We start from the raw sequence: 26,313 nt of genomic DNA, 5'->3' as shown, positions 1-26,313 counted from the left end.
TCACGCCGCCACCGGTAGTACGTCACCGAACTCACACCGAGCGCGCGGATTGCATCGGCCACGCTCTGGCCCTGTGAGATCAGCACGTCCGCCTGACGGAGCTTCGCGACGATCTCCTCGGGCTTCGGGTGTTTTGCCATCTCGTCCGTCCTCCAGGCTCAAAAGCCATACCAAAGGGCGGACCACTTCAATGGGGGCTGACCAGTTTGCGGTCGAGTGCTAGCGAACAGACGCATCTATTCGGTCTATACAGCATCGCGCGCGACAGGTCGGGTTACGAGATCCTTGCGGAAGATGCTCGTTGAGATCGGCGTCGTCGACGAGCGACCCGACCTCAGGGATCACGAACTGCTGTTCCCTGCGGATGAATCGACAGAGGCCTTCCTTGCCAAGGCTGCAAATTGCCTTTCTTTAAAGGCAACCCAAGCCTACCTCGGCATCACCAGAACGCATGTCGTTTCATTTCTTGCACATGGTCTGATCCGACCATTCCAGCGGCCGACGCCGGACATCAGCTCGTTTTCGTTCGAACGAGGCCACATCGAGGAGCTTCGTCAAGCCATACTTTCAAAGGCGAACTACTGCGAACGGTCGAATCAAGAAAGCAGTTGGATCGACGTAATGCAAGCATCGCGCAGAGCGAACTGCTCTTTGGCCGAAGTCATGCAACTGATATTGGACGGCCGCCTGTTGGATGTTCGGAGACCGCCCGGAGAAGGAGGGCTTCTCGTCGTCGAAGTCGATCCCGTCGAAGTAAAAAATCTTGTTCGAAGAGACGCGCTCCCCGGACTTACGAAGAGTTGCCTGGAGCGGCGACTCGGGATCTCCGACAAGACCGGGACGAAATTCTTGGCGACGGGTGTTTTGCCGACTGTTGACGCCCGTCATCCTGTCAAAAGACAGTTGATAAAAGTCGTGCCATATGATGCTTTCGGAGCGTTCGAGCGCGAGTATATTTTGTTGACAGCTCTAGCGCGTCAGCTCTGCATAGCTCCTCGAAAATTGAGGCTCGGGATTCAGCGAACGAACATTGCTCCAAAATTCACGCTAAAAGAAAACGGTAGTGATGTCTATAAGAGGTCTGATATCGAACGTTTAAGGGGGATTGAGATCAACTTTTGAGGAAATCGCCCGACTAGAAGTTTGGATAAATACGGAAACAAATCTATATTATTCTAAAATTATAGTATGCCTGCCAAAAACCCGCGGCTTCGGTCGCGGGTTTTTTATTGCCTCGATCCGGCCTGATGGAGCAGGATGAGGCTGGCCGCGCTCCTACGATCCAAACTTTAGTATCTACAAGGATCGATCCTCATGACGCATCTGGGGTGAGAGCGCGGAAAAAGCCGAGATTTGTTAGGTACTTAGAAAAACAAGTGAACGAACTCCGCTTCCGCTCACACTCATGGGCGAGCCCCATGAGGTTTGGAGGATCGCCTGATCCCCGCACGCGCGGGGATCAGGCAGACATTCGAGCGCAGACTGCCGACTTCTGATCGGCCAACCGCAAGCCGGCCTGCCTCGACTCGCTGCGGAATGGCCTCACGGCGCCGTCCGCAGCCTCTCCAGCAGGGCGACGTCGGCATAGCCGTCCGGGCGGAGGCCGGTCGCGGCCTGGTAGGCGCGGATCGCGGCCCGCGTCTTCGGACCGATCCGGCCGTCGACGACGCCGACCGTGTGGCCGTGCGCGTCCAAGCGGGTTTGCAGGTCGCGGCGCTCGGCTTCGGTCAGGGCGCGGTCGCCGCGGAGCCAGTCGCGGGCGAAGGCGGCTTGCCCGCGCAGGCGGTCCGACAGGTGCGCGACGGTGAGCGCGTAGGACAGCGACGTGTTGTAGCGCAGGATCGCCGAGAAGTTGGGCCGCAGCAGGAAGGCCGGACCGCCCGCGCCCGCGGGGACGACAAGGGTCGCTTGCGCGGCGCCGTCCCCCTCGCGCTGGGGGACGGGTGTCGCGCCGAGCGCACGCCAACCGTCGAGGCTGCGCGCGGTGGTCTCGTCCGCCAGCGCGTAGTCAAAGCGCTCTCCCAGCGCCGCCTCGCTGCCCCAGGCTTCGCCGCGGCGCCAGCCCATGGCGACGAGGTAGTTCGCCGTCGAAACGAGGGCGTCGGGAACCGACCAGAGGTCGCGTCGGCCGTCGCCGTCGAAATCCACGGCGTGGGCGCGGTAGACGCTCGGCATGAACTGGGTATGGCCCATGGCGCCGGCCCACGAGCCGGTCAGGCGCGCGGGCGGCACGTCCCCTTGCGCGAGGATGCGAAGGGCCTCGATGAGCTCGTCGCCCCAGTAGCCCGGTCGGCCGGGATCGCCGCAGGCCAGCGTCGCGAGCGATTGCACCACCGGACGGACGATCGCGGCGTCGTCGAGGACCTTGCCGTAGCCCGACTCGACGCCCCAGAAGGCCACGAGGGTGAAGCGATCGACGCCGGTGCGCTGCTCGATCGCCTCGAGGATCGTGGCCCATTCCGCAAGCTTGCGCTGCCCTTCGGCGATGGTCGCCTCGGTGATCGTGGCGTCGAGGTAGGCCCAGATCGGCTTGACGAACTCGGCCTGGCCGCGGGTCGCCGCCAGCACGTCCGGGTTGGACGCCAAGCCGGCGAGCTGCCCGTCCGCCACGGCCTGCGGCACCCCGCTTGCCTGCGCGTCGGCGGCGACCCTGCCCAGGCAGTCGGCCCAGGACGATGCCTCCGGAGGTGTCTCCGAAGATGCCGGGCCGGCCGTCGCCGGAGCCGTTACCAAGACCAGCGGGAGGGTAGCAGCGCGGAGCAAGCGGGCGAGGCGCATCATCGGTTCTCGGCGGCGGGACGGCGATCGCATTGCCGGAGGAAGCCCATGGGCCCTATGTCGGTTCTCGATCCCGCTCAAGGCGCGTGTGCGGTCGCGCCCCGGCGCACCCGTCACGGTTCACCACGGCTCTCGTCCCCGCACCACGCTTGGACCCCTCGACCGATGCCGAACCCTGTCACGTCGACCGTCCGTGCCGCCGCCGAGGGCCTCGTCGCGCTGGTGGCGGCCGGCAACCGGCTGCGCCTGCCGGGGACGGAGCACCCGTTCGTGGTCGGCGTCCACGCGCCGATGCGCGCGGAGCTGACGCTGCGGGACCTGCCGGTGACCGGGACGATCCCGCCGGGGCTCGACGGGCGCTACCTCAAGATGGGCGCCAACCCGGCTCGCCCGACGACGCGCGGCCACGACTGGTTCCTGGGCGACGGCATGGTGCACGGCCTCCGCATCGCGGGCGGCAAGGCCCTGTGGTACCGCAACCGCTGGATCGGCTCGCGGACGGCCTCGGCGGCGCTCGGCCGACCCGCCGCCCCCGGACCGCGCCGAGGCGACGACACCGTCAACACCAACGTCGTCGAGATCGGCGGCCGCGCCTTCGCCCTGGTCGAGGCCGGCAGCTATCCGGTCGCGCTGTCCGACGACTTGGAGACGCAAGCCTACGATCCGTTCGAGGGGACGCTCTCCGGCTCCTTCACCGGGCATCCGCACCGCGACCCGGAGACCGGGGAGACGCATGCGATCGCCTACGACGGCCGGGTCTGGGACAGCGTGCGCCACGTCGTCCTCTCGCCCGCCGGCCGCGTCGTGCGCGACCTGCCGATCCCGGTCGAGCACGGCCCCTGCATCCACGACTGCGCGATCACAACGCGCTTCGCGGTGGTGCTGGACCTGCCCCTCACCTTCTCGATGCGGGCGGTGGTGGCAGGCCACCGCTTCCCGTTCCGCTGGAACCCTGCCCACTGCGCCCGCCTCGGCCTGCTCCCCCGGCACGGGACGGCCGCCGACATCACGTGGTGCCCGCTCGATCCGTGCTTCGTGTTCCACGTCGGCAACGCCTACGACGAGGCGGACGGGCGGGTGGTCCTCGACGTCGTCGCCTACGACAGCGTGTTCGCCTCGGCCGCGGGCGGTCTCGACAAGCCGGGCCGGCTGGAGCGCTGGACCGTCGACCCCGCCACGGCGCGGGTCGACCGGCGGGTGGTCGATCCGGCGGCGCAGGAATTTCCGAGGATCGACGAGCGCCGCTTCGGGCGACCGCACCGCTACGTCTACGCGGTCTCGGTCCCGGCCGACGGCAACACGCAGCTCGAAGGCGCGACGCAGATCTACAAGCACGACCTGACGACGGGGGCGCGGCGCGTGCACGAGTTCGGCGCCGGCAGCGTGCCGGGGGAGTTCGTGTTCGTACCGGCGGCCCCTGAGGCCGGCGAGGACGAGGGATGGCTGGTCGGACTCGTCGTCGACACCGCAAGCGACACGACCGACTTCGTCGTCCTTGATGCGCGCGCCTTCGAGGCGCCGCCCGTCGCCGCAATCCACCTCGGGCACCGGATCCCGCCGGGCTTCCACGGCAACTGGTTTGCCGCGCGCGACCCGGCCTGAACGGCTTGCCCCGTCACGCCGGCTTGCTCTCCACGACGTGCCCTCTACGGCTTGCCGACCAGGGGGCAGCCGCCTTCCCCGAGCGGGCGAAAGGCCTTGTCGGCCGGGATCGTGTCGAGTAGCTTGTAGAGGTCCCACGCCCCCTTCGACTCCGAGGGCGCCTTCACCTCGAACAGGTACATCGGGTGCACCTTGCGGCCGTCCGCCCGGATAGTCCCCTTGCCGAACAGCGGGTCGTCCGTCGGGTTGGCCTTCATCCAGGCCATCGTCGCCTGCGGATCGGTGGATTTCGTCGCGGCCACGGCCTTCAAGTAATGCGACAACCCGGCATAGACGCCTGCGTGGTTCATGGTCGGCATGGCGTCGCCGTTGCGCTTGTAGAAGCGTTCGGAGAAGGCCCGCGTCCCCGGGTTGAGATCCCAATAGAACGACTCCGTCAGCACCAGGCCCTGCGCGGTCTGCAGGCCGATCGCGTGCACGTCGACGACGTAAATCAGTAGCGCGGCGAGCTTCTGCCCGCTATCGGTCAGCCCGAACTCGTGCGCCTGCTTGATCGCGTTGATCGTGTCGCCGCCGGCGTTGGCCAGCCCGACCACCTTCGCGCCCGAGGACTGTGCCTGAAGCAGGAACGACGAAAAATCGGTGGCGGGGAACGGCACGCGGGCCGAACCCAGGACGCGGCCACCGCCCTTCTCGATCACCGCAGTGGCCTCGTTCTGCAGGGAGAGGCCGAACGCGTAGTCGGCGGTGAGGAAGTACCACGCGTCGCCGCCGCGCTCGAGCATGGCGCCGGCCGTGCCGTGCGACAGGGCGTAGGTGTCGTAGGTCCACTGGATCGTGTTCGGCGAGCACTGCTTACCCGTCAGCTCCGTGGTCCCGGCCCCTGAATCGATGAAGACCTTGTTCTTCTCGCGCGTGACCTGGCTGACCGCCAGGGCCACCGAGGAGGTGGGAACGTCGAGGATCGCGTCGACGCCGTCGCGGTCGTACCATTGTCGCGCCACGGCGGCGCCGATGTCGGGCTTGTTCTGATGGTCGGCGGCGACGACCTCGACCTGCACGTCCCGGTTTACCTTGGCGAAGTCCTCGACCGCCATCTGCGCGGCGACGACGGAGCCCTTGCCGCCGGTGTCGGCGTAGACGCCGGACATGTCGTTGAGGACGCCGACCTTGACGTGGATCGGCTCGGCGAACGCGGAGCCCGCCGAGATGGCGAGGCCGAGCGCGGCCGTGAGGATGCAGCACCGGGTCGAGGCCATGGCGGGCGGTCCTCCGAGATCGGTTATTGTTGAACCCAGGAGGGCACGCCCGACATCCCAGCGTCAAGCGTCGCGGCGTCTTGAGAAGCCAACGGAATACAGCAATGAAACCAATCGATCGTTGCGAGCGGGTGCTGCGATGCGGGATGAGCCGATGTCGCCTCCGAGCGCGGACGTGAAGTCGGCAAACCGACCGGGACGGCACCTCGGAGGTCCGAGGCCAAATCACGGGACCGCGCCGCGGGGCGCTTTATTCCGTTCGCCGGTCCGTGCATGATGAATGCACGAGCGTCGCGCCGTCCGGTGCGATGCCGCCGCGGGATCGCGCTTCAAGCCCGACGTCAACGGGCAGGTCGATCCCGCCGCCGGGAGGGTTTTGGATGGATCGTCGCGTCCTGTTGGCCGGCGTCGGCGGCCTCGCCGCGTGGACGGCGCTTCGCCCCTCGGCCTCCGTCTCGGCCGCGGACAGGACGCCCATCGTGCTCTGGCACGCGATGTCGGGCGCGAACGGCGAGGAGGTCGAGCGGCTGACGCGCGACTTCAACGCGAGCCAGTCCGAGGTCACCCTTGAGGCGGTGTTCAAGGGCACCTATCCCGAGACGCTGACGGCGGCGATCGCGGCCTACCGCGCGGGCAAGGCGCCGCACGTCGTCCAGATCTTCGAGGTCGGCACGGGCACGATGCTGCAGGCGGGCCCCGCCATCAAGCCGGCCTGGAAGCTCGCGGAGGAGACCGGCCTCGCCCTCGATCCCAAGGCCTACATCCCCGGCGTGCGTGGATACTACAGCCTGCCCGACGGCAAGCTCGCCTCGATGCCGTTCAACTCCTCGACGGCGGTGATGTGGTACAACCGCGACGCCTTCGAGAAGGCGGGGCTCGACCCGGACAAGCCGCCGGCCACCTACGACGACTTCGCCAAGGCGGCCCGCACCCTCGCGTCGAAGGCGGCCACGCCCATCGCCAGCACCTCGGCCTGGATGACCTGGATCCAGTTCGAGGAATACGCCGCGATCCAGAACCTCGCCTACGCCACCGAGAACGACGGCTATAACGGCCTCGGCGCGGAACTGCTCATCAACACCAAGCCCTTCGTCGATCAGCTCCAGCGCTTCCTCGACCTCTCGAAGGACGGCGCCTTCAAGTATGCCGGCCGCGACGGCGCGCCCGACGCGGTCTTCTATTCCGGGCAGGCCGCGATCGGCTTCGGCTCGTCCTCGGGCCGCGCCGACATCGTCAAGAACGCCAAGTTCCGGTACGCCGAGGCCTTCCTGCCGACCGAGCCGGCGCTGAACCCGCGGCCGAACAACTCGATCATCGGGGGCGCCAGCCTGTGGGCGATGACGGCGCCCAAGCGCAGCGAGGCCGAGTACAAGGGCGTTGCGGCCTTCTACGCCTTCCTCGCGAAGCCCGAGCAGGTCGCCCTCTACGCCCAGAACACCGGCTACGTCCCGGTGACGCTGGCCGGCTACGAGGCCACGAAGCAGGCGGGCTACTTCGACAGGAATCCCGGCACCGACGTTCCGGCGCGGCAGCTCTCCCGCGGGGAGCTGACCCCGAACTCGCGCGGCCTGCGCCTCGGCCGCCTGCCGGAGATCCGCGCGATCCTCTACGAGGAGATCGAGAAGGCGCTCCAGGGCCAGCAGACCGCGCAATCGGCCATGGACGGCGCCGTCGCGCGCGGGAACCGCGTGCTGCGCGACTTCCAGAAATCCGCGCGCGGCTAACGCGGCGGACCGGCGCAAGGCAGTCCCGACCAAGGCACTCCCCACATGGAACGACGGACGCTGTTCCCGGGCCGGGTGCTCCCGGCGCTGCTCATCCTGCCGCAACTGGTGTTGACCGGCGCCTTCTTCCTTTGGCCGGCCCTCCAGGCGATCAAGTCGAGCCTGGAGCGCGAGGACGCCTTCGGCACCAGCACCGAGTTCGTCGGCCTCGACAACTTCGCCGACCTGTTCGGCGATCCGCTCTACCTCGCCGCGATCGGGCGGACGCTGGTGTTCTGCGCCTGCGTGACCGCCATCGCGATGGGCGTGGCGCTGGTGCTCGCGGTCCTGGCCGACACCGAGATCCGCGGGCGCGCCTTCTACCGCACGATGTTGATCTGGCCCTACGCGGTGGCGCCGGCCATGGCGGCGGTGCTGTGGGTGCTGATGTTCCACCCGCAGATCGGCCTCGTCGGGGCCTGGCTGAACCGGATCGGGATCGCCTGGGACTACAAGCTCGACGGCACGCAGGCCATGGCGCTCGTGGTGCTGGCCGCCGCCTGGAAGCAGGTCAGCTACAACTTCATCTTCTTCCTGGCGGGCCTCCAGGCCATCCCGAAGACGATCATCGAGGCGGCTCGCATCGACGGCGCCCGCGGCGTCCGCCGGTTCCGCACCATCGTCCTGCCGTTGCTGATGCCGACGGTCTACTTCCTGCTCGTGGTCGACCTCGTCTACGCGGCCTTCGACACCTTCGCGACCGTCTACGCGGTGAACGGCGGAGGGCCGGGCCAATCGACCCAGACGCTCGTCCTCAAGGTGTACCTCGACGGCGTGGTCAACGCGAACGTCGGCTCGTCCTCCGCGCAGTCCGTGGTGCTGATGGCCGGCGTCATCGTCCTCTGCGGCCTGCAGTTCCGGTTCCTCGGGCGAAAGGCCGCCACCTGATGCGCCGGAGGATGCCCGCCCTGATCCCGCATGCCGTGCTGATCCTGGCGATCCTGCTGTTCGCCCTGCCGATCTGGATCGCCGTCGCGGGCTCGACCCAGGATTCGGCCGCGATCGCCCGCGGCGAGGTCTCGCTCGTCCCGAGCCTCTCCGGCCTCGGCGTCTACCGCGACGTGCTGGTGAACGGGTCGGCGGGGGCCGGGCCGGTGTGGCGCTCGCTGCTCGTCTCGGCCGCGATGGCGCTGGCGATCGCGTTCGGAAAGATCGCCCTGTCGCTGCCCTCGGCCTACGCCGTCACCTTCTTCCGCTTCCCCTTCCGCATGACCGCCTTCTGGCTGATCTTCCTGACGCTGATGCTCCCGGTGGAGGTGCGGCTGATCCCGACCTTCCAGGTCATGTCCTCCCTCGACCTCATCAACAGCTTCACGGGGCTGACGATTCCCCTCGTCGCCTCCGCCACGGCGACGCTGCTGTTCCGGCAGACGTTCCTCGCGGTTCCGGACGAGCTCGTGGAGGCGGCGCGCATGGACGGGGCCGGCCCCCTGCGCTTCCTGCGGGACATCCTGATCCCGGTCTCGGGCGCCAACATCGCGGCCCTGTTCGTGATCCTGTTCGTCTACGGCTGGAACCAATACCTGTGGCCGCTCCTGGTCGCGACCGATCCGAAGCTCGACACGGTGGTCATCAGCATCGTCAAGATGGTCGGCGTCGACACCGCCACCGAATGGAACAAGGTCATGGCGACGGCGGTGCTGGCGCTGATCCCGCCGGTCGCGGTGGTGCTCGTCATGCAGCGCTGGTTCGTGAAGGGCCTGACGGAGGGTGACAAGTGATGGCGGGCCTGAGACTCGACGGCCTGCGCAAGAGCTTCAGCGACAATGAAATCCTGAAGGGCGTCGACCTCGCCCTGGCGGACGGCGAGATGCTCGTCATCGTCGGCGCGTCGGGCTGCGGAAAATCCACCCTCCTGCGCATCGTGGCGGGCCTCGAGACGCCGACCGCCGGGCGCGTCCTGATCGACGGGCGCGACGTCACGGACCTCGACCCGTCGGCGCGCGACATCGCGATGGTGTTCCAGAATTACGCCTTGTACCCGCATATGAGCGTGTTCGAGAACATGGCCTACGCACTGAAGATCCGCGGCCTTCCCCGCGCCGAGATCCGGGCGAAGGTCGACGCGGCCTCGGCCCTCTTGGGCCTGGAAGCGCTGCTCGATCGCAAGCCGCGCCAGCTGTCCGGCGGCCAGCGCCAGCGCGTCGCCATGGGGCGCGCCATCGTGCGCGACCCGAAGCTGTTCCTGTTCGACGAGCCGCTGTCGAACCTCGACGCGAAGCTGAGGGTGCAGATGCGCGGCGAGATCCGCCGCCTCCAGCGCCGGCTGAAGGTGACGAGCCTCTACGTCACCCACGATCAGGTCGAGGCGATGACGCTGGGCGACCGGTTGCTCGTGATGCACCAGGGCGTGCCGGTGCAGCTGGCGACGCCGACGGAGGTGTTCGAGCGCCCGGCCGACACCTACGTCGCGGGCTTCATCGGCTCGCCGGCGATGAACCTACTCCCCGGCACCCTCGGGCGCGACGGCACGACGGTGCGGGTGGCGGACGCCGACGTCGCGCTCGGGCCCTGGCGGTTCGACCGGCCCAACGGCCACCGGGTGGTCCTGGGCATCCGGCCGGAACACGTCGCGCTCGACGCAACGGGCATGGCCTGGCCGGTCGAGGTCGTGGAGCTTCTGGGCTCCGAGATGCTGGTGCATGCCGGACGCCCGGGCGAAGCGTCGCTGACGCTCAAGGTCGCCAACGGCGCGCCCGTGGGCGACGCCATCCGCGTGTCGTTTCCCGCAGCCCACCTCCACCTCTTCGACCAGACGACCGGCTTGCGGATCGAGCCGACGCTCGCATCCTCACGCACGATGGACGCCGGCTCGCCTGAGGATGCGAGAACCTGACCGTGTTCCATCGCAGGACGCACCGCATGCGCTTCATGACCGCCCTCCTCCTCGCCTGCCTCGCGGGCCCGTCTGCAGCCTGGGCTCAAGCCGCGCCGCCTTCGCCCCGCGAGGTGCCGGCCAAGACGATCCCGGTGCCCGACACCGTGAGCCCGGCCCTGCAGGCGATCATCGCCCAGCCGCTGCGGACGAACTGGGACAAGCCGCCGACGACGCCCGACGGCTGGAAGCAACTCTCGGACGGCTTCGCGACCCTCGTCGCCCCGCAGATCGGGCCGATGTCGGAGCGCCTGCGGGTGAGCGTGGCGCCGACGACGATCGACGGCGTGCGGGCGTACACGATCACCCCGGCCGACATCCCCGCCGCGAACCGGGATCGGATCGCGATCCACGTCCACGGCGGCTGCTACGTCCTCAACCCCCGCGAGGCCGCCCTGCCGGAGGCGATGCTCCTGGCCGGCTTCGGCCGGATGACAGTGATCGCGGTCGACTACCGGATGCCGCCGGAGGCGTTCTTTCCGGCAGCGCTCGACGACGGCATGACGGTCTACAAGGCCGTGCTTCGGACCACCGCCCCCGGCCGGATCGCAGTCTTCGGAAGCTCGGCCGGCGGCGCGTTGACCCTCGAGATGATGCTGCGGGCCAAGGCGGAGGGCCTCCCGATGCCCGGAGCGATCGCACCCGGCACGCCGATGTCGGACGCCACGCAACGCGGCGACTCGTTCCAGACCAACGCGATGGTGGACAACGTGTTGGTCTCGCCGACCGGCTTCTGTGACGCGGCCACGAAATTCTACGCCGCAGGGCACGACCTCGCCGATCCCCTGCTTTCGCCGATCAACGGCGACGTGCGCGGGTTCCCGCCGACGATCCTGACGACGGGCACGCGCGACCTCCTCCTCTCGAACACCGTCCGGATGCACCGCAAGCTCCGGCAGGCCGGGGTCGAGGCCGCGCTCCAGGTCTTCGAGGGGCAGTCGCACGCGCAATTCTACCGGGACGATCGCGTCCCGGAGGTGAAGGAGGCGTTCGAAGAGATCGCGTCCTTCTTCAATCGCCATCTCGATCGCTGACGTAAGGGACCGCCCCAGCGCGTGCGATAGGTATTGGACGACGTGGCCTGCCGTGACGCGGTGGGCCTCGGGCGAGCCTACAGCCTCCACGATCGCGGCCGGCTGTCACGATCTTGAACAGGGCCCGTTTTCGAGGTCGAGCACGGGCGTGTCATCGTTGCGGCTTCGGCCGCGGAGAGCCGAAGCTCAGAGGACATCCATGGCGATCGCGCCCGTTGATCCATCCCTGTCCAAGCCTGTTCCCTCCAAGCCTGTGCCGGCAACCGATCCCGGCACGTCGCCGGCGTCCGGAACGCTCGAACGTCTCGGCATCCGCTTCACCGCTTGGGCCGAGCGCTGGTTTCCGGACGCCTTCATCTTCGTCGCCATCGCGGTGGTGATCGTCGCCCTCGGCGTCTTGGCCAACGGCGCGCCGGCGGCGTCCGTCGCCAAGAGCTTCGGCGATGGCTTCTGGAGCTTGATCCCCTTCACCATGCAGATGGCCTTCGTCACCATCGGCGGCTACGTCGTGGCGGTCTCGCCACCGGTGCGGGCGCTGATCGAGCGCATGGCGCAGGTGCCCCGGACCGGTCGCGGGGCAGTCGGCTTCGTGGCGGGGGCGACGATGCTCTCGTCGTTCCTCAGCTGGGGCCTGAGCCTGATCTTCGGCGGCCTGCTGGTTCGGGCGCTCGCCCGGCGGACGGACCTGCGGATGGATTACCGGGCCGCGGGCGCGGCGGCTTATCTTGGGCTCGGCGCGACCTGGGCGCTCGGTCTCAGCTCGTCGGCGGCGCAACTCCAGGCCAACCCTGCGAGCCTGACCAAGAGTCTGCTCGCAATATCCGGCGTGATCCCGTTCAGCGAGACCATCTTCCTGTGGCAGTCGATGCTGATCGCGGCAATCCTGTTCGTCGTCTCGGTGGCGATCGCCTACGCCTCGGCGCCGCGCGGGGCGACGGCCGTCACCGCCGAGACCCTGGGCGTCGACGTGAGCCGCGAATCGACCGACATCCCGCCGCCGCGCCAGCCGGGCGAGTGGCTGGAGCACTCGCCGCTCCTGACGATCCTCCTCGTGGTGATCGCCGGCGGCTGGATCGTGCAGGAATTCGCCCGCCAGTCGTGGATCGTCGCGATCTCGAACCTCAACACCTACAACCTGCTGTTCCTCACCCTCGGCCTGCTGCTGCACTGGCGGCCGAAGCGCTTCCTCGTGGCCGTCTCGAAGTCGGTGCCGGCGATCGCGGGCATCCTGATCCAGTATCCGCTCTACGCGGCGATCAGCGGGATGCTGACGGTGCCGAAGAACGCGGCCGGCGCCTCGGCATCAGATGCGATCACCCATGCCTTCGTCAACCTCAACACCGCAGGCACCTTCCCGCTGACGATGGGCGTCTACTCGGCGATCCTCGGCTTCTTCGTCCCCTCGGGCGGCGGCAAATGGTTGCTCGAAGCGCCATACGTGCTCCAGGCGGCCAACGAGCTGAAGGTCCACCTCGGCTGGGCGGTGATGATCTACAACGCCGCCGAAGCGCTGCCGAACCTGATCAACCCGTTCTGGATGCTGCCGCTGGTCGGCATCATCGGCTTGAAGGCGCGGGACATCGTCGGCTTCAGCTTCCTTCAGCTCATCGTCCACCTGCCGCTGGTGCTGTTCCTGCTCTGGGCCCTGGCCTTCACGTTGACCTACCATCCGCCCGTCATGCCGTGAGGGCGCGGCGGCGGGACGGTCAGAGCTTGCGCGACGCGCTTTGGCCGACGAGGACGGCGGCGCCGGCATCCGCGAGGCGCTGCACCTGATCCCTCGGCGCGTCCGACGTCGTAACCAGTGTCCACCGTCGCGGAAGCGCCGCCCAGGCGTTCTGCTCGGCCCGGCCGAGCTTGCTCGCGTCGGCGAGTACGATCACCCCGTTCGCTTGGCGCATCATCAGGGATTTGAGGGCCACCTGATCGAGGCTCGCCTCGCAGAGGCCGCGGCCCGCCACCACCCCGTCGGCGCTGAGGACGACGTGATCCGCGGTCATGAGGCGAAGCGCCTCGACGGCGAGGGGGCCGACCGTGCTCATGCTGGTGGCCCGCAGGGCGCCTCCCAGGACCACGAGCTCGATCCCCGGCGCCTCGGCGAGGGCGGGGAGCAGGGCGAGGTTGTTGGTGACGATGCGCAGGCGGCGCTTGGCGAGCAACTGCCCGAACGCGGCGACCGTGGAGCCGGCGTCGAGGATCAGCGTGTCGCCATCCTCGACCAGCGTGATCGCCTTGCGGGCGATGGCGAGCTTCTCGGGCCCGTTCACGGCCATGCGCTCGGCCAAGGTCGTCTCGACCGGGTGCCCGGCGAGGATCGCGCCGCCGTAGGTCCGGCGGACGGCCCGGGTGGCGGAGAGGACCTGGAGGTCGCGCCGGACCGTTGAAGCCGAAACGTCCAGGCGGGCGGCGACGTCGTCGACGTCGATCTCGCCGAGCTTCAGCGCCTCTAGCAGCAGCGCCTGACGCGCCTTGCTCCGCATCGACATGAGGACGACGACCCTACCGAGATGATCCGGTGCGCCCGATCCGCCCTCCGCTCCGACCGAGCGAAGGGCCCATCATGCCCGAGGGTGGATCTGCTGGCTATGTAGAAGCCGGCGCCGCCTTCGGAGCGAGGTCGACCGCCTGCCGCAGGGCCTCCATCAGGCTGCGCTCGTCGGCGACGCCCTTGCCGGCGATGTCGAAGGCGGTCCCGTGATCGACCGAGGTGCGGATCACCGGAAGGCCCACGGTGATGTTCACGCCGGCCTCGAGACCCAGCACCTTGATCGGGCCGTGCCCCTGATCGTGGTACATCGCGACGACCATGTCGTAGTCGCCGCGGCCGGCGAGGAAGAACAGCGTGTCGGCGGGTAGCGGGCCGCGCACGTCCCACCCCCTGGCCCGGCAGGCCTCGACCGCCGGCGTGATCTTCTCCGCCTCCTCGCCGTGGCCGAACAGGCCGTTCTCGCCCGCATGCGGGTTGATCGCGCAGACGCCGATCTTCGGGTTCGCGATGCCGGCCTTCACCAGCACGGCATGCCCCCGCGCGATCACGCGCTCGACCAGGCCGGGCTCGATCTTCGCGATCGCGTCGATGAGGCCGATATGCGTCGTGACGTGGATCACCCGGAGCTTGGGCGAGACCAGCATCATCGAGACTTCCGGCGTGCCGGTCAGGTGGGCCAGCATCTCGGTGTGGCCGGGGAACTTGTGGCCGGCGGCATGCAGCGCCTCCTTGGACAGGGGCGCGGTGCAGATCCCGCCGGCTTCGCCCGCCTGCACCAGCTCGACCGCCTTGGCGATGAACTGGTAGGCCGCCTCGCCGCCGACCGGAGAAACCTGCCCGAACGGCAGGTCGGCGGGGACGACCTTGAGGTCGATGCACTGCACCGCCCCCGTGTCGAAGTCGGCCTCGCCGACCTCCGTCAGGGCATCGACCGGCACCCGCGATCCGACGATCTCGCCCGCCTGCCGGAGTCGCCCGGCATCGCCGACGACCAGCGGACGGCACAGGGCCTGGACCTCGGCGTGGGCGAGCGCCTTCATGATGATCTCGGGGCCGATGCCGGCCGGATCACCCATGGTGATGGCGATGGTCGGACGTATCATGAGAAGCTTCCTTCGATGCGGACCGCACGCAAGCGCTCGCGGATGCGGATGAGGCTGTCGGCGTCGCCGAAGGCGCCCGCCTTCGTCGCGACGGGGATGGCGAGGCGGCCGAGCGTGAGGCCGAGGGACACGCCGGGCTCGATCTCGTCGACAAGGCGGATGCCTTCGACTCCGAAGCGCGACAGGAGGGCTGAGGCGGTCTCACCCCCGGTGGCCGCGAACGCGCCGATCCCGGAACCCAACGGCGCGAGCGCGTCGGCCAGGGTTTGCACGAGGCGGGGGCCGAGGGCCATGTCGGGAACGCCCTCCATCGCGATCTCGACCAGGACGTCGTGCCCGGCGGCGATCGCGATCTCGACATGCGCGAGCGAGGCGGCCAAGTCGCCGGGATCGCGCAGGAGGGTCTCGGACGGAACGGGCAGGTGGACGACGCCGTCCAGGGCGGCGAGCTTGCGGGTGGCCGCGCGGGAGGCTGCCGCGAGCGATCCCACCACGATCAAGCTGCCGCCACGGTGCGGCGCAATCCGCAACGGCGCGAGCGGCGGACTCGCCTCGACCGCGGCAAGGGCGTGCGCGAGGCCGGCGCTGCCGACGAAGAACGATGACAGGCCCGCGGCGGCGATGCGCAAGCCCGCGGCGGCGATGCAGTCGAGATCCTCCTGGGTCTCGGCATCGCAGATGGCGACGACATCGCCCGCGGCGGCGATCTGCTCGAGCTGCGACGCGAAGCCCGGGCCGCGCACCATGGCCAGCGGCACGGCCTTCGTCGCGACGCCGGCCGTGCCCAGCATAAAGGCCAGGTCGGCGTTCGCGTAGCTGTGGTCACGCGTCCAGACTTCGGCGTCCTCAAGGGGGCGGCCGTCGACGTGGACGCGGCCGCCGACGGTCGTGCGCCCGGCGGCCGGAAAGGCCGGGGCGCAGATTCCGAACACGGTCCCGGCGCGGCCGGCCTCGGTCCGGCCCTTCAAGTGATGGATCGCTGCGGCGGTCTCGGCGGCGGGCTGACCACGCAGGGTCGAGTCGATCTTCTTGAATAGGATCCGGTCCGGATCGTGGAGGCGCCTCAGGCATTGGGCGTGCCGCTGAGCGGCAGCCGCGGCGGAGAGGCCCCGGCTGTCGGCATCGTAGGACAACACCGGGAGATCCGCAGAGCCGAATCCTGTCCCGGTGCCCTGAGTCGCTGTGCCCCAGCTCACCGCCGCCGCACGGCCGCGGCGACCGAAGGCGATGGCGCAGTCGGCGGCGCCGGTCAGGTCGTCGGCGAGGATGAGCCAGCGGTCGGCCATGTCAGCGCCCAGCGACGCGGTCTGGGCCGGCCGAGTGGTTCGGGCGGGCCATGCGATCCGAAGTGGGAACGCGGCCGGCGGGCGCCAGCTCGGGATCGGCCTCCAAGAGTTCGGCTTCCACGGGATCGCCGAACCGCCGCGCGGCCCAGGCCGTCGCCACGGGGACGAGAATGGCCGTGACGACGACGCAGGCGGCCACCAGGATCGTCGCCGGACCCGCGGCGTCGGCATAGGCCGGGTTGGCCGAGGCCACGATCGCGGGCACCGCAGCCGCGTTTCCGGCGGTCGAGGCGGCAGCGATCCCGGCGACCCCGGTCCCGCCGGTGAGACGGTCCGCGAAGAACAGCGGGATGCCCGTGACGACCACCACAGCGACGCCCATCGCGAGGCCGAGAAGGCCCGCCTGCCAGACCTTGGTGAGGTCGAGCCCCGCACCGAGCGCGAAGGCGAAGAACGGGATCATCACGGGGATGGCGCGGCCGAGGAAGGCGCGCATCTCACGGTCGAGGTTGCCGATGATCATGCCGACGAGGAGCGGCAGGATGGCCCCGACCAGCGTCTGCCAGGGAAAGGCCGAGAGCCCCGCGACCCCGAGCGTGACCATGGTGAGGAACGGCCCGCTCTCCAGCGACATCACCGTGTAGGCGCCAACGTCGCGCGGGCGGCCGTACTGGCCCATCAGCGCCATGTAGAGGCCGCCGTTCGTGTCGTTCATCGCCGCGACGACCGCCAGGGTGGACAGGCCCGCGAACATGCCGGCGGCGACCGGCGCCTCACCCAGCACGCGTCCGAAGATCAGGCCCAGAAGCACGGCGATGCCGACCTTCACGAGCAGCAAGGTGCCGCCCTTCCTGGCGATGTAGGGCGTCGCGCGGAAATCGATGCTCGCCCCCATGCACACGTAGAACACGGCCAGGATCGTCAGCGCCCCGGAGAACAGGGCGCCCGTGAACGAGCCGAAAAGCTTCGGCGTGCCGGGAAAGAAGGTGGCGATGAGCGCCCCGGCGAGCAACGGCACCACCATCATGCCGCCGGGCACGGCCTCGATCGCCCGCTTGATCGGGATCTGCATCTCGGGCTCCTCCCTGCGCATTCCGCGCAGATTTATTGGTTTTTGCGCCGACACAGCCCACGACGACGCCGTTCGACACATTCATTCTGCACTGTTTGCGCATGCTGTCTATAAATTCGCTTAAAATACGCGATCCCCATCGTTCGACTGTCACCGCGAATCCTGGCTCGGGCACCGCGTCGCCCCTAGACAGGTGTCACGCACGTAGCGCGAAGACATCGCGTGCGGTGAGGCAGTTACTTCCGCTTCAAGGGCTACGTGTGAGGCGGTGCCCGACCGAAGGCGGCTACTTCCCGAACCCCCGCCCTAAAACGCCTTTCGACGTCAGGCGTCGGTCAGGGCCCCGCCTGTCGGCGCCGGTATTCGGCCGGCGTCGTGCCGACCCGGCGGACGAATGCGCGCCGGAGGGTGTCGGCGTCGCGGAAGCCGCAAGCGCCGGCCACCTGCTTGAGGGCGGCGTCCTTCGTTTCGAGCAGGCGGCGGACGGCCTCGATCCGCACGGTCTCGACATAGGCCGCGGGCGTCAGGCCGGTCTCGGCCCGGAACAGGCGCGCGAAGTGGCGCGGGCTCATCCCGGCCCGTTCTGCGAGGCGCTCGACGCCGTGGTCCTCCGCGGGGTGGGCGGCGATCCAGCGCTGCACCGCCTGCAGGGCGGAGCGTCCGACCGGGGCGCTCACCCCGCGGCGGCTGAACTGCATCTGGCCGCCGCCGCGCTTGAAGAACATGACGAGCTGAGCCGCGACCCGGCGTGCGATCGCGTCGCCGAGATCCTCCTCCACGAGCGCCAGGGCGAGATCGAGGCCGGCCGTCACCCCGGCGGCGGTCCGCAACTTCCCGTCGAACAGGCAGATCGCGTCGGGCTCGACGATCGCCGCGGGATAGTGCTCCGCCAAAGCCTCCGCCACGGCCCAGTGCGTCGTCACCCGGCGGCCGTCCAGCAGGCCGGCCTGCCCGAGGAGGAACGCACCGCTGCAGACCGAGCCGTAGCGTCGGCAGCCCACCGCGGCCCGGCCGAGCCACGCCAAGAGGTCGGGCCGAACCTCCAGTTCCCGGATCCGCGGTGCGCCGGCGACGAGGAGGGTGTCGAACTGCGCCGGCGCGGCGTCTGGCGCGACCCAATCCGCGACCAGGCCACGCCCGGACGACGTGATGATGGGGCCGGGCTCCGTTCCGACGACGGCGAGTGCGTAGACGTCCCGGCCGCTCTGGGCGTTCGCCTCCGCGAACACGTCGAGCGGTCCGGCCACGTCGAGAAGCTGGACGCCGGGAAGGGCGAGGACGGCGACGGATCGGGGGGCCATGCAGGCTCCATGGCTGACACTGCGCGCACGATGGCAGAGAACGTCGTGTCAAGACGATTGCTGACGGGCGTGGGGGGCCGTAGCTCATGGGACGACCCCGCGCAAAGGAGATCCGCCATGAGCACCCCGTCAGACGCCGCCATCCCCGAGAGCGCGCTCGCCAAGGCGATCACCGCCTTCGTGCGCGACACCGAGACCGACCTGCTCTTCAACCACTCAAGCCGGGTCTATCGGTTCGGCGCGCTGGCCGGCGTCCGGCAGGGCCTGCGCTTCGACCGTGAGCTGCTCTACGCCGGCGCGATGTTCCACGACGTCGGCCTGATGCCGGACCACAGCAGCGCCGACGGGCGCTTCGAGGTCGACGGAGCCAACGCGGCGCGCGACTTCCTGAAGGCGCACGGCGTGCCGGAGGCGGACGTCTACACGGTGTGGACGGCCATCGCCCTGCACACCACGCCTGGCATCCCGGTCCACATGCACCCGGTGGTCGCGCTCGTCACGGCCGGCGTCGAGATGGACGTGCTCGGCTTGACCTACGACCAGTATTCCGACGCCGAGCGCGCTACGGTGGTCTCGGCCTTCCCCCGGACGCTGGACTTCAAGGAAGACATCATCCAGGCCTTCTACGACGGCATCCGGCACAAGCCGGACACGACCTTCGGCAACGTCAAGGCCGACGTCATCGCCGACAAGGAGCCGGCGTTCCGCAAGGGGAACTTCTGCAGCGTGATCCGGGCCTCGCGCTGGCCCGGTGGCACCCACGCGACGGGCTGCGGATGCGGGCAGCACGACTGAGCCGTCCCCGCGCGCCGGGGCGAAGGCGATGCCGCCGAAAACGAGAATTGTTTAACGTGTGAGAAAGCGGCGTGGGCGGAGCGCGGCTTAAACCGCGGGATGGCAGATGCTCCCCCGCAACGCGCGCTCTACGTCATCACCGCCCACGCCCAGGAAGGCGTCCTCCAACAGACGCGCCAGATGGCGGCGAGCGCCGTCGTCCTCGCCCGCCGCTGGATCGACGCCGGCCATGCGAACGTTCGCATCGAAGATGCCAAGGGGGAACTCTTCACCGGCGATATGTTCAAAGCCGAGTTCAAGGATCGCCACAGGGGCTGCTTCTAAGTTCCTCTCGGTCTGCTTGTGCTGACGTGGCGCTTGAGAGTAGCGCTCGAAGCGTTGCACGATGGCGACGCTCGCAGTGCAACGCTTCGTCTTGCGCACAAGTGAGCGACAGGATTTCCGGCGCCATGCCATACGGGCGGACCCGACGACGGGGTGGCATGGACGTTGGCATGATCGGTGGAATGACGAGCGCGGGTTTCATGCAGGCGACGAAGGTCGCAGCCGTGGTCGCGTCGATCTTCGGGCTGGCGGCCGCCCCCGCGACGGCAGGCTCTTCGGCGCAACCCGGGCAGACCGTGGGGCAGGCCCCCGGCGCGCCGTTGCCCGTTGGCCTCTACTTCATCGACACGTCGAGCTTCGGCTCGCGGGACATCGCCCCGCGCGGCACCGATTCGAACGTCAATCTGCCGTCCTTCATCTGGGCGACGCCGGCCGACATCGTCGGCGGACGGCTGCAATTCGTCGTGCTGCAGCCCATCACCGCATCGAGCACGCGGGGCGCGACCTACCAGAGCGGGTTCGGGCAGACGCTGCTTGCCGCCCAGGTCGCCTGGAAACTCGGCCACGACCTCAATTTCAGCTACCTGCTCGGCGCGTACCTCCCGAGCGACACGAAGATCGTCATCCAGAATCCGGTGCTGCACCAGCGCTTCGCCATCACGTATAACGGCGACGGCTGGAACCTGACGGGCAACGTCCTCTACGGCACCTTCTTCGACACGCGGTCGGCCACCGGGACGTACTACCCGGACTTCCTCAACCTCGACCTCACGGCCACGAAGCATTTCGGCAAATGGGAGGTCGGGCCGGTGGCCTTCGGATCGACCGACCTGCCGACTGGCAACCCCTCCTACGCCCGCCAGGGCCAGGTCGCCGTCGGCGCACTCGTTGGATACAATTTCGGCCCGGTGAACCTTCAGGCCTACGTCACGCGGGACGTGATCCAGCGTAACTACGCCGGCCTCGAGACACGCGGCTGGCTGCGGGTCACCGTGCCGATCTATCAGGACAAGGACGCGCCTTCCGCGGCGAGCCCGGTCATCCGCAAGTTCTGACATCGTCGACGCGCCGGTCACCGGAACGCAGTCGAGGGCATCGGCGCCTTCGCAGCGCGATGCCCTCCGGTCCGCGGGCTATCGCAGGGTGGGCGACTCGCCGGCCTTCAGGTGCGGATCCTCGCCGTCTGGGCCGCCGAGCGAAACGTGGTCGTTCAGGCGCCCGAGATGCTCGAAGACATGCTCGAAGGCGTTCGTGACGGCCTGCTCGAAGGCGCCGTCGCCCTTGCCCTGGGCGTCCTTGAGGGCGCCGAGCAGGGCGCGGTGCTTATCGGTGTCGCTCGACATGGTCTTCCTCCCGACCGGCACGAGCACCGGCTCGGAAGGCCAAGCGGCTCGACCGCCCCGAGTTCCGCGGCATCGCCGACGACGGACCCGGCTTGAAGCCGGCGCGCCCGGAACTTGCGGCGCTCCCGACCTGATGTGCGCGATGTCCGACACCCGATGCGTCGCCTACTTCGCCGCCTGGATGTTCGGCGGCCCGAGATGCTGGAGGAAGTCCGGCTTGCCGAGGCTCACGCCGGCCCCGCGCAGGATCGCGTAGGCGGTGGTGACGTGGAAGAAGAAGTTCGGGAGCGCGAACCCGGTGAGGTAGGTCTGCCCCGAGAAGCGGTATCCCGAGCCGTTGGGGAATTTCAGCTCCACCTCGCGCTTCGCGGCGGATGCCAGCGCCGCCGGTTCGATTCCCTCGACGAAGGCGATGGTCCGGGCGCAGCGCTGCTTGAGCTCGGCAAAGCTCGCCTCGACGTCCGGCATCGCCGGCGCCTCGATCCCGGCGAGCCGCGCCATCGCGTTCTTCGCGCTGTCGGACGCCATCTGGAACTGGGCCGGCAACGGCTTCATGTCGGGGGCGAGGCGGGCGAGGAGCAGGTCGGCCTCCGGCTTCTCCGAGGCCGCCTTGTCGAGCCAGGCGCTCATGTTGCGAAGCGCGTTGACGAAGATCGGCGCGCTGACGTCGTGGATGCTGGTGCTCATCGAGAACGGCTAAGCCGGCCGCCGCCGTCGGCGCGGTGAGGCAGCGCACATGGCGGGACGCCACGTCCCAGCGGACGGGTGGCCCCTCAGGCCCGCCCGGCCGGCCGCGCGTCGGCGAGGCCCCCGAACGAGGTGAAGCGGTCCGGCTCGTCGAGGGGGACGTCGAGGCTGCAGCGCAACCCGTCGACGGCGAAATCCAGCCGGACCAGCCCGCCGAGCTCCCGGCTGATCCCGCCCGTGATCAGGCGCGTGCCGAATCCGCGCTTTCCCGGCTCCCGAACCGGCGGGCCTCCGCTCTCCTGCCAATCCAGAACGAGCCGCCTCGCGCCGCTCTCGGCGACGACAACGGTCCAGGCGACCTCGACGCGGCCCGCATCGGTCGAGAGTGCGCCGTACTTCGCCGCGTTGGTGGTCAACTCGTGCACCGTCATGCCGAGCGCCAGGACGTAGCGCGGCGGCAGGTCGAGGTCGGTGCCCTCCAGGTCGAAGCGATGGGCCTGGTCGTCCCGGAAGGGGGCGAGCTCGTTTTCCAGGACCGTCCGCAGCGAGGCGCCGCCCCAGTCGTCGCGCGACAGCAGGTCGTGGGTCTTGGACAGCGAGAGGATGCGCCCCTCCAGCCGTTCGCCCCGGTCGTCGTCGCGGCGGGTCTGCCGCGCCAGGGATTGCACGGTGGTCAGGGTGTTGCGGACGCGGTGGTTCAGCTCGTGCAGCATCATCGTCTGCCGCTCCTGCAGGACGCGGCTGCGCGCGACCTCCTCGCGCAGCTCGCCCTCGTGTCGTTGCAGCGACGCGGCCATGGCGTCGAACGCTTCCCCGAGCCGGCCGAATTCGCCGGGTCCGGAGATCCCGGTCCGGGTCCCCAGCTCGCCGGCCCGCCAGGCGCTGGCCGCCGCAAGCAGGCGTCGCACCGGCCGGCGGATGAAGACGCGTCCGGCCATCAGCGCGGCGACGACGGCGAGGATCGCACCGAGGCCGATCAGCACGATCCCGCGGCGGGTTGCGGCGTCGATGTCCGCGAAGGCGCTGGCCGACGACAGGCCCACCGCCACCGTCATGGTTTCGAGGTCCTCCGGCGAACCTCCGGCCACCGCCGTGATCCGTTGGTTGCCGCGCAACCCCGGCAGGTCGGCGACGGTGCCGCGGTGATCCGTCAGGGCTTTCCAGTAAGCCGGAGGAAGCGGCTTGCCCGCCCACGCCTCGTGATCGGGCAAGCGTACCAGGATCGTGCCGTTGGGGTCGGCGACGGTGAGCGCGGCATCGGGCGGCAGCCCGGCATTGGCCTGCCGGGCCGCGAGGTAGGACAGGTCGATGCTGGTGATGACGATGCCGTCGGGCCGCCCGTCGCCGTCGTCGTCGGGGATGGCTTGCGCGAACTGGATGGTGGGCCGGCCGGTGACCCGCCCGGACACGACCTGCCCGATGGCGAACCCGCCGGAACGCATCGCATCCTGGAAGTAGGACCGGTCGGCGACCGTGTAGGCCCCGACCGGCGAGCCGAGGGTGTTACACCGGATCTTTCCATCCGCGTCGGCGACGCCGAAGAAGAACGAGCCGGGCACCTGGCCGACCACCGTCGCGAGGTAGGCCGTGCACGCCCGCGCATCCTTGCTGCGGATCTCCGACAGGCCGGCCAGGATGCCGAGCACCTGCCGCGCCCCGCGGCCGAACTGCCCGAGGTCGGCCGCGACGTTCCGCGCCGCGCGCATCGCCTCGTTGCGAACCGCCTCGGCACGGGCGGTCCGCAGGGCGTATTCGTTATAGCCTTGAACGGCCAACGCCGGAGTCAGGGCCAGCACGACCAGGCCCACGATCCGCTTCGTCAGTGACATCGAGGGCTGCTTCCCGAGCCTGGTCGTCCCCGCCGCGTCTCGGGACCCGGACACCAAACTAGGTCGCATTCGGCTCCGCGACCATGGCGTGGCATCGGGCGCGAAGCGGCATCGGTGACCCCGGGGATGCGGCTTTGGGAGAAACTTATCCGTTCCAATGTCTTAAAGACGCCACCGGCCTGTTCGTGCCGGCGGCGCCTGCCCTTTCCCTTGTGCACCCCGTCGCCGGGGCGGGAGCGCCGGCGGAAAGCGGTCCTCTTGCGGGCGCGGCGGGGTCAGGCGGTGCCGTTGCCGCCGGTCGCGCCGTAGACCTCGCCGGTGACGTAGCTCGCCTCCTGGCTCGCCAGGAAGACGTAGACCGGCGCGAGCTCCACCGGCTGGCCGGGGCGGCCGAGCGGCACCTCGGAGCCGAACGTCTCGACCGCCTCCTGCGGCTGCCCGCCCGAGGGCTGCAGCGCGGTCCAGAACGGCCCAGGCGCCACCGTGTTCACGCGGATGCCCTTCGCGACCTGCTGCTTGGCCAGAGCCTTCGAGAAGGCGACGATGCCAGCCTTGGTGGTGGCGTAGTCGACGAGGATCTGCGGCGGGTTGTAGGCCACGACCGAGGCCGTGTTGATGATCGACGCGCCCGCCGGCATGTGCGGCAGCGCCGCCTTGGTGATCCAGAACATCGCGTAGAGGTTGGTCTTCAGCGTTCGGTCGAACTGCTCGTCGGTGATGTCGCCGACGTCCTTCTGGTTGGTCTGCTTGCCGGCGTTGTTGACCAGGATGTCGAGCCCGCCGAGGTCGGTGACAGCCCGGTGCACCAGCGTCTCGCAGAACGCCTTGTCGGTGATGTCGCCCGGCAGCAGCACCGCCTTGCGGCCCTCCGCCTCGATCAGCTCGGCCACCGCCCGCGCGTCCGGCATCTCGGCCTCGACGAAGCTGAGCGCCACGTCGGCACCCTCGCGGGCGAAGGCGATGGCGGCCGCGCGCCCGATGCCGGAATCGGCGCCGGTCACCAGGGCCTTGCGGCCGGCGAGGCGGCCGTGGCCCCGGTAGCTGGTCTCGCCGTGGTCCGGCTGCGGGTCCATCGCTCCGGCGAGGCCCGGCGCCTCCTGCGGTTGGCGCTCGAACGGCGGCTGCGGGTACTGGGTGCGCGGATCCTGCATCGTGAGGCGCTTGTCGGCGGCGTCGGTCATGAAGCTGTCCTGGCGCGCCGGGTTCGAACGGGACAGACCGTGCGGCGCACGTGTCGGGTGATGCTGTCCGGGAACTTCGGCAATCGGCCCCGTGCGCGGATGTTCCGGCCCCTGCGGCCCTATGGACGCCGCCGGAGCCTCCCGTCAGGCCGCCTCGCCCCGCCTGCGCCCGAGCGCCGCCATGGCCTCGTCGGCGGCCCGCTGCCCGCTGTCGTGGGCGCCGTGGGCGGTGGTGAAATCGTGCGGGTGCGTCGCCTCGCCGGCGAAGAACAGCCTGTCCTCGAAGGGCCGGGCGAGCCGCGCCCGCGCACCCGAGCGGCCCGGCAGGGCGCAGCTATACGCGCCGCCGACGGAGGCCATCCGGCTCCAGGACGTCGCCGCCAGCGGCCGGATCGCCGAGGCGATGTCGCCTCCGAACAGCGCGGCCAGCTCGGCTGAGACGTGGGCGAAGCCGGCGGCCGGGCCGTCCTCCGCCACGATGCGGGCGCCCTCGCCTCCGAGGAACGCCTCGATCACCGGCCAGCCGTTGGGGCGGATCGAATAGGCGGCGGCTCGTCGGTCGTGCAGGTTGCCGTAGGCGTGCGTGTCCGGCGCGAACGCGGCCTCGCGCCCGATCTCGAGGAAGACCTTCTCGTTGCGGCCGAGCGGCAGGTCGGCGGCGGCCTCGCGCCAGGGCTCGACCCCGGAGGGCAGGCGGATCGCGTCGCCGGCCAGCACCGCGGTCGAGACGGTGAGAATGGCGGCCCCGGCGCGTACGGTGCCGGCGCGCGTGGTGACGGCGACGCCGTCCGCGGTCAGGTCGACCTGCTCGGCGGGGGTGGCGAGCCGGAGGGTCGTCGCGGACGGCAGGCTGGCCGCGACCAGCGTGCCGTAGCCGAGCGGCAGGTGCCAGTTTCGGCCCGTCGCGGCGTCGTCGTAGGCGAGATAGTCCGTGGCCGAGATCGCCTCGGGTGCGACGCCGCTCATGAAGCCGGCGATGGCGCGCACGTAGGCGTTCCAGGGACCGCCGGGCTTCAGGGCGTCGCTCGCCCGGTCGCTGCCCGCCGCGACAAGGCGAAGCCGCTCCTCCCAGTCGCCGTAGGCCCGCTGCGCCGCCGCCTGGCCGTCCGCGTCCTGGGCCAGCGACGGATGCGCCTTCGCCCATGGCGGCTCGCCGCGGTCGACGGGAAAACCCGAGGCCTCGGCGATGCCGACCCAGGCGTTGCGGTCGCCGGAGTGGAGCCATTCGCAGCCGAAATCGAGCGGATGGCCGCCGAGATCCTGCGTGAAGGCGCGTCCCCCGAGGCACGACGAGGCCTCGAGCAGCAGCGTCGCCTTGCCATGCGCCGCCAGCCGCCGCGCGGCCCCGATGCCGGCGGCGCCTCCGCCTACGATGATGACGTCGAACACGCTGGCCATGGCGCCGTAGGTGAGATCGCCCGAGCGGCGAGACAAGCGCCGCGCCGACCGGATCGGCGGCCGGCCGCCCCTCAGGCCGCTTGTGCGAGGGCGGCCTGGAACTCCGCCTCCGGCAGCAGCGCCCCGCCGGTGGTCCAGACGACGTGCATCGCGTGGGCGACGTCGGGCAGGGCGCCGCCGGCATCGGGGCCGCGC

23 protein-coding genes and 1 pseudogene are annotated in these 26,313 nt (G+C 69.6%); 10 read left to right on the top strand and 14 right to left on the bottom strand.

What is annotated here, in order from left to right; all coding sequences use genetic code 11:
* Window positions 1-140 (bottom strand): annotated as a pseudogene (locus FV229_RS13670) (IS3 family transposase); the annotation flags it as partial.
* A 145-nt stretch (window positions 141-285) separates the two neighbouring features.
* Between FV229_RS13670 and FV229_RS13665 the strand changes: the two are divergent.
* A complete protein-coding gene (locus FV229_RS13665; protein WP_147752511.1) occupies window positions 286-1,122 on the top strand; it encodes a hypothetical protein in 837 nt (278 codons plus the stop codon).
* Window positions 1,123-1,542: 420 nt separating this feature from the next.
* On the opposite strand, the gene FV229_RS13660 is transcribed toward FV229_RS13665, so the two are convergent.
* Complete coding sequence (locus FV229_RS13660; protein WP_246688189.1) at window positions 1,543-2,778, bottom strand: lytic murein transglycosylase; 1,236 nt, start codon at window positions 2,776-2,778, stop codon at window positions 1,543-1,545.
* Window positions 2,779-2,943: 165 nt separating this feature from the next.
* Here FV229_RS13660 and FV229_RS13655 point away from each other — a divergent pair, with 165 nt between their 5' ends.
* Window positions 2,944-4,380, top strand: coding sequence for a carotenoid oxygenase family protein (locus tag FV229_RS13655; RefSeq protein ID WP_147752509.1), 1,437 nt, complete (start codon window positions 2,944-2,946; stop codon window positions 4,378-4,380).
* 44 nt (window positions 4,381-4,424) lie between these two features.
* Here FV229_RS13655 and FV229_RS13650 read toward each other — a convergent pair whose 3' ends face one another.
* Window positions 4,425-5,639, bottom strand: a complete 1,215-nt coding sequence (locus FV229_RS13650; protein WP_147752508.1) for an ABC transporter substrate-binding protein — start codon at window positions 5,637-5,639, stop codon at window positions 4,425-4,427.
* A 380-nt stretch (window positions 5,640-6,019) separates the two neighbouring features.
* Between FV229_RS13650 and ugpB the strand changes: the two genes are divergently transcribed.
* The 6 genes from ugpB (at window position 6,020) to FV229_RS13620 (ending at window position 12,998) form a co-directional block, all read left to right on the top strand.
* Window positions 6,020-7,363: a sn-glycerol-3-phosphate ABC transporter substrate-binding protein UgpB gene (ugpB, locus tag FV229_RS13645; RefSeq protein ID WP_147752507.1), complete on the top strand. Its 1,344-nt coding sequence runs from the start codon at window positions 6,020-6,022 to the stop codon at window positions 7,361-7,363.
* 45 nt (window positions 7,364-7,408) lie between these two features.
* On the top strand, window positions 7,409-8,290 hold the full coding sequence (locus FV229_RS13640) for an ABC transporter permease subunit (RefSeq protein ID WP_147752506.1): 882 nt from the start codon (window positions 7,409-7,411) through the stop codon (window positions 8,288-8,290).
* Between the two features lie 11 nt (window positions 8,291-8,301).
* Window positions 8,302-9,123 carry a sn-glycerol-3-phosphate ABC transporter permease UgpE gene (gene ugpE / locus FV229_RS13635; protein WP_238272244.1) on the top strand — a complete coding sequence of 274 codons (822 nt, stop codon included), beginning with the start codon at window positions 8,302-8,304 and terminating at the stop codon, window positions 9,121-9,123.
* Window positions 9,123-10,238 (top strand): sn-glycerol-3-phosphate ABC transporter ATP-binding protein UgpC, encoded by a 1,116-nt coding sequence (ugpC, locus tag FV229_RS13630; RefSeq protein WP_147752504.1) that lies wholly within the window; start codon window positions 9,123-9,125, stop codon window positions 10,236-10,238. The genes ugpE and ugpC overlap by 1 nt, the downstream gene beginning before the upstream one ends.
* A gap of 26 nt (window positions 10,239-10,264) precedes the next feature.
* Window positions 10,265-11,311, top strand: a complete 1,047-nt coding sequence (locus FV229_RS13625) for an alpha/beta hydrolase (protein WP_147752503.1) — start codon at window positions 10,265-10,267, stop codon at window positions 11,309-11,311.
* Between the two features lie 199 nt (window positions 11,312-11,510).
* Window positions 11,511-12,998 carry a TIGR00366 family protein gene (locus FV229_RS13620; protein WP_246688187.1) on the top strand — a complete coding sequence of 496 codons (1,488 nt, stop codon included), beginning with the start codon at window positions 11,511-11,513 and terminating at the stop codon, window positions 12,996-12,998.
* 19 nt (window positions 12,999-13,017) lie between these two features.
* On the opposite strand, the gene FV229_RS13615 is transcribed toward FV229_RS13620, so the two are convergent.
* The 5 genes from FV229_RS13615 to FV229_RS13595 form a co-directional block, all read right to left on the bottom strand.
* Window positions 13,018-13,797, bottom strand: coding sequence for a DeoR/GlpR family DNA-binding transcription regulator (locus tag FV229_RS13615; RefSeq protein ID WP_147752502.1), 780 nt, complete (start codon window positions 13,795-13,797; stop codon window positions 13,018-13,020).
* A 97-nt stretch (window positions 13,798-13,894) separates the two neighbouring features.
* Window positions 13,895-14,902, bottom strand: coding sequence for a 4-hydroxythreonine-4-phosphate dehydrogenase PdxA (gene pdxA / locus FV229_RS13610; RefSeq protein ID WP_147752501.1), 1,008 nt, complete (start codon window positions 14,900-14,902; stop codon window positions 13,895-13,897).
* Complete coding sequence (locus tag FV229_RS13605) at window positions 14,899-16,188, bottom strand: four-carbon acid sugar kinase family protein (protein WP_147752500.1); 1,290 nt, start codon at window positions 16,186-16,188, stop codon at window positions 14,899-14,901. Before FV229_RS13605 ends, pdxA begins: the two co-directional genes overlap by 4 nt.
* A 1-nt stretch (window position 16,189) precedes the next feature.
* Window positions 16,190-17,260, bottom strand: a complete 1,071-nt coding sequence (locus FV229_RS13600; protein WP_281406716.1) for a 2-keto-3-deoxygluconate permease — start codon at window positions 17,258-17,260, stop codon at window positions 16,190-16,192.
* A 335-nt stretch (window positions 17,261-17,595) separates the two neighbouring features.
* Window positions 17,596-18,561, bottom strand: coding sequence for a GlxA family transcriptional regulator (locus FV229_RS13595; RefSeq protein WP_147752499.1), 966 nt, complete (start codon window positions 18,559-18,561; stop codon window positions 17,596-17,598).
* A 117-nt stretch (window positions 18,562-18,678) separates the two neighbouring features.
* On the opposite strand from FV229_RS13595, the gene FV229_RS13590 reads away from it, so the two are divergent.
* Entirely contained in the window at window positions 18,679-19,356 is a 678-nt protein-coding gene (locus FV229_RS13590) for an HD domain-containing protein (protein ID WP_147752498.1), read from the top strand.
* 87 nt (window positions 19,357-19,443) lie between these two features.
* Here the strand turns inward: FV229_RS13590 and FV229_RS27420 are convergent, their stop codons facing one another.
* Window positions 19,444-19,740, bottom strand: a complete 297-nt coding sequence (locus FV229_RS27420; RefSeq protein ID WP_187275142.1) for a hypothetical protein — start codon at window positions 19,738-19,740, stop codon at window positions 19,444-19,446.
* A gap of 140 nt (window positions 19,741-19,880) precedes the next feature.
* Between FV229_RS27420 and FV229_RS13580 the strand changes: the two genes are divergently transcribed.
* Window positions 19,881-20,735: a transporter gene (locus FV229_RS13580; protein ID WP_246688186.1), complete on the top strand. Its 855-nt coding sequence runs from the start codon at window positions 19,881-19,883 to the stop codon at window positions 20,733-20,735.
* Window positions 20,736-20,813: 78 nt separating this feature from the next.
* Here FV229_RS13580 and FV229_RS13575 read toward each other — a convergent pair whose 3' ends face one another.
* The 5 genes from FV229_RS13575 to FV229_RS13555 all read right to left on the bottom strand — a co-directional run bounded on the left by FV229_RS13575 (window position 20,814) and on the right by FV229_RS13555 (window position 26,118).
* Complete coding sequence (locus tag FV229_RS13575; protein ID WP_147752495.1) at window positions 20,814-21,023, bottom strand: hypothetical protein; 210 nt, start codon at window positions 21,021-21,023, stop codon at window positions 20,814-20,816.
* Between the two features lie 165 nt (window positions 21,024-21,188).
* Window positions 21,189-21,710: a DUF1993 domain-containing protein gene (locus tag FV229_RS13570; protein WP_147752494.1), complete on the bottom strand. Its 522-nt coding sequence runs from the start codon at window positions 21,708-21,710 to the stop codon at window positions 21,189-21,191.
* 86 nt (window positions 21,711-21,796) lie between these two features.
* Window positions 21,797-23,539: an HWE histidine kinase domain-containing protein gene (locus tag FV229_RS13565; protein WP_147752493.1), complete on the bottom strand. Its 1,743-nt coding sequence runs from the start codon at window positions 23,537-23,539 to the stop codon at window positions 21,797-21,799.
* Between the two features lie 275 nt (window positions 23,540-23,814).
* Complete coding sequence (locus tag FV229_RS13560) at window positions 23,815-24,720, bottom strand: SDR family oxidoreductase (protein ID WP_147752492.1); 906 nt, start codon at window positions 24,718-24,720, stop codon at window positions 23,815-23,817.
* Between the two features lie 144 nt (window positions 24,721-24,864).
* Entirely contained in the window at window positions 24,865-26,118 is a 1,254-nt protein-coding gene (locus tag FV229_RS13555) for an FAD-dependent oxidoreductase (protein WP_147752512.1), read from the bottom strand.
* Window positions 26,119-26,313: the final 195 nt, after the last annotated feature.

The sequence above is a fragment of the Methylobacterium sp. WL120 genome, from assembly GCF_008039465.1.
GTDB lineage: Bacteria > Pseudomonadota > Alphaproteobacteria > Rhizobiales > Beijerinckiaceae > Methylobacterium > Methylobacterium cerastii.
Note: the sequence above shows the minus strand (reverse complement) of the source record. Positions and strands in the feature narration are given on the sequence as shown.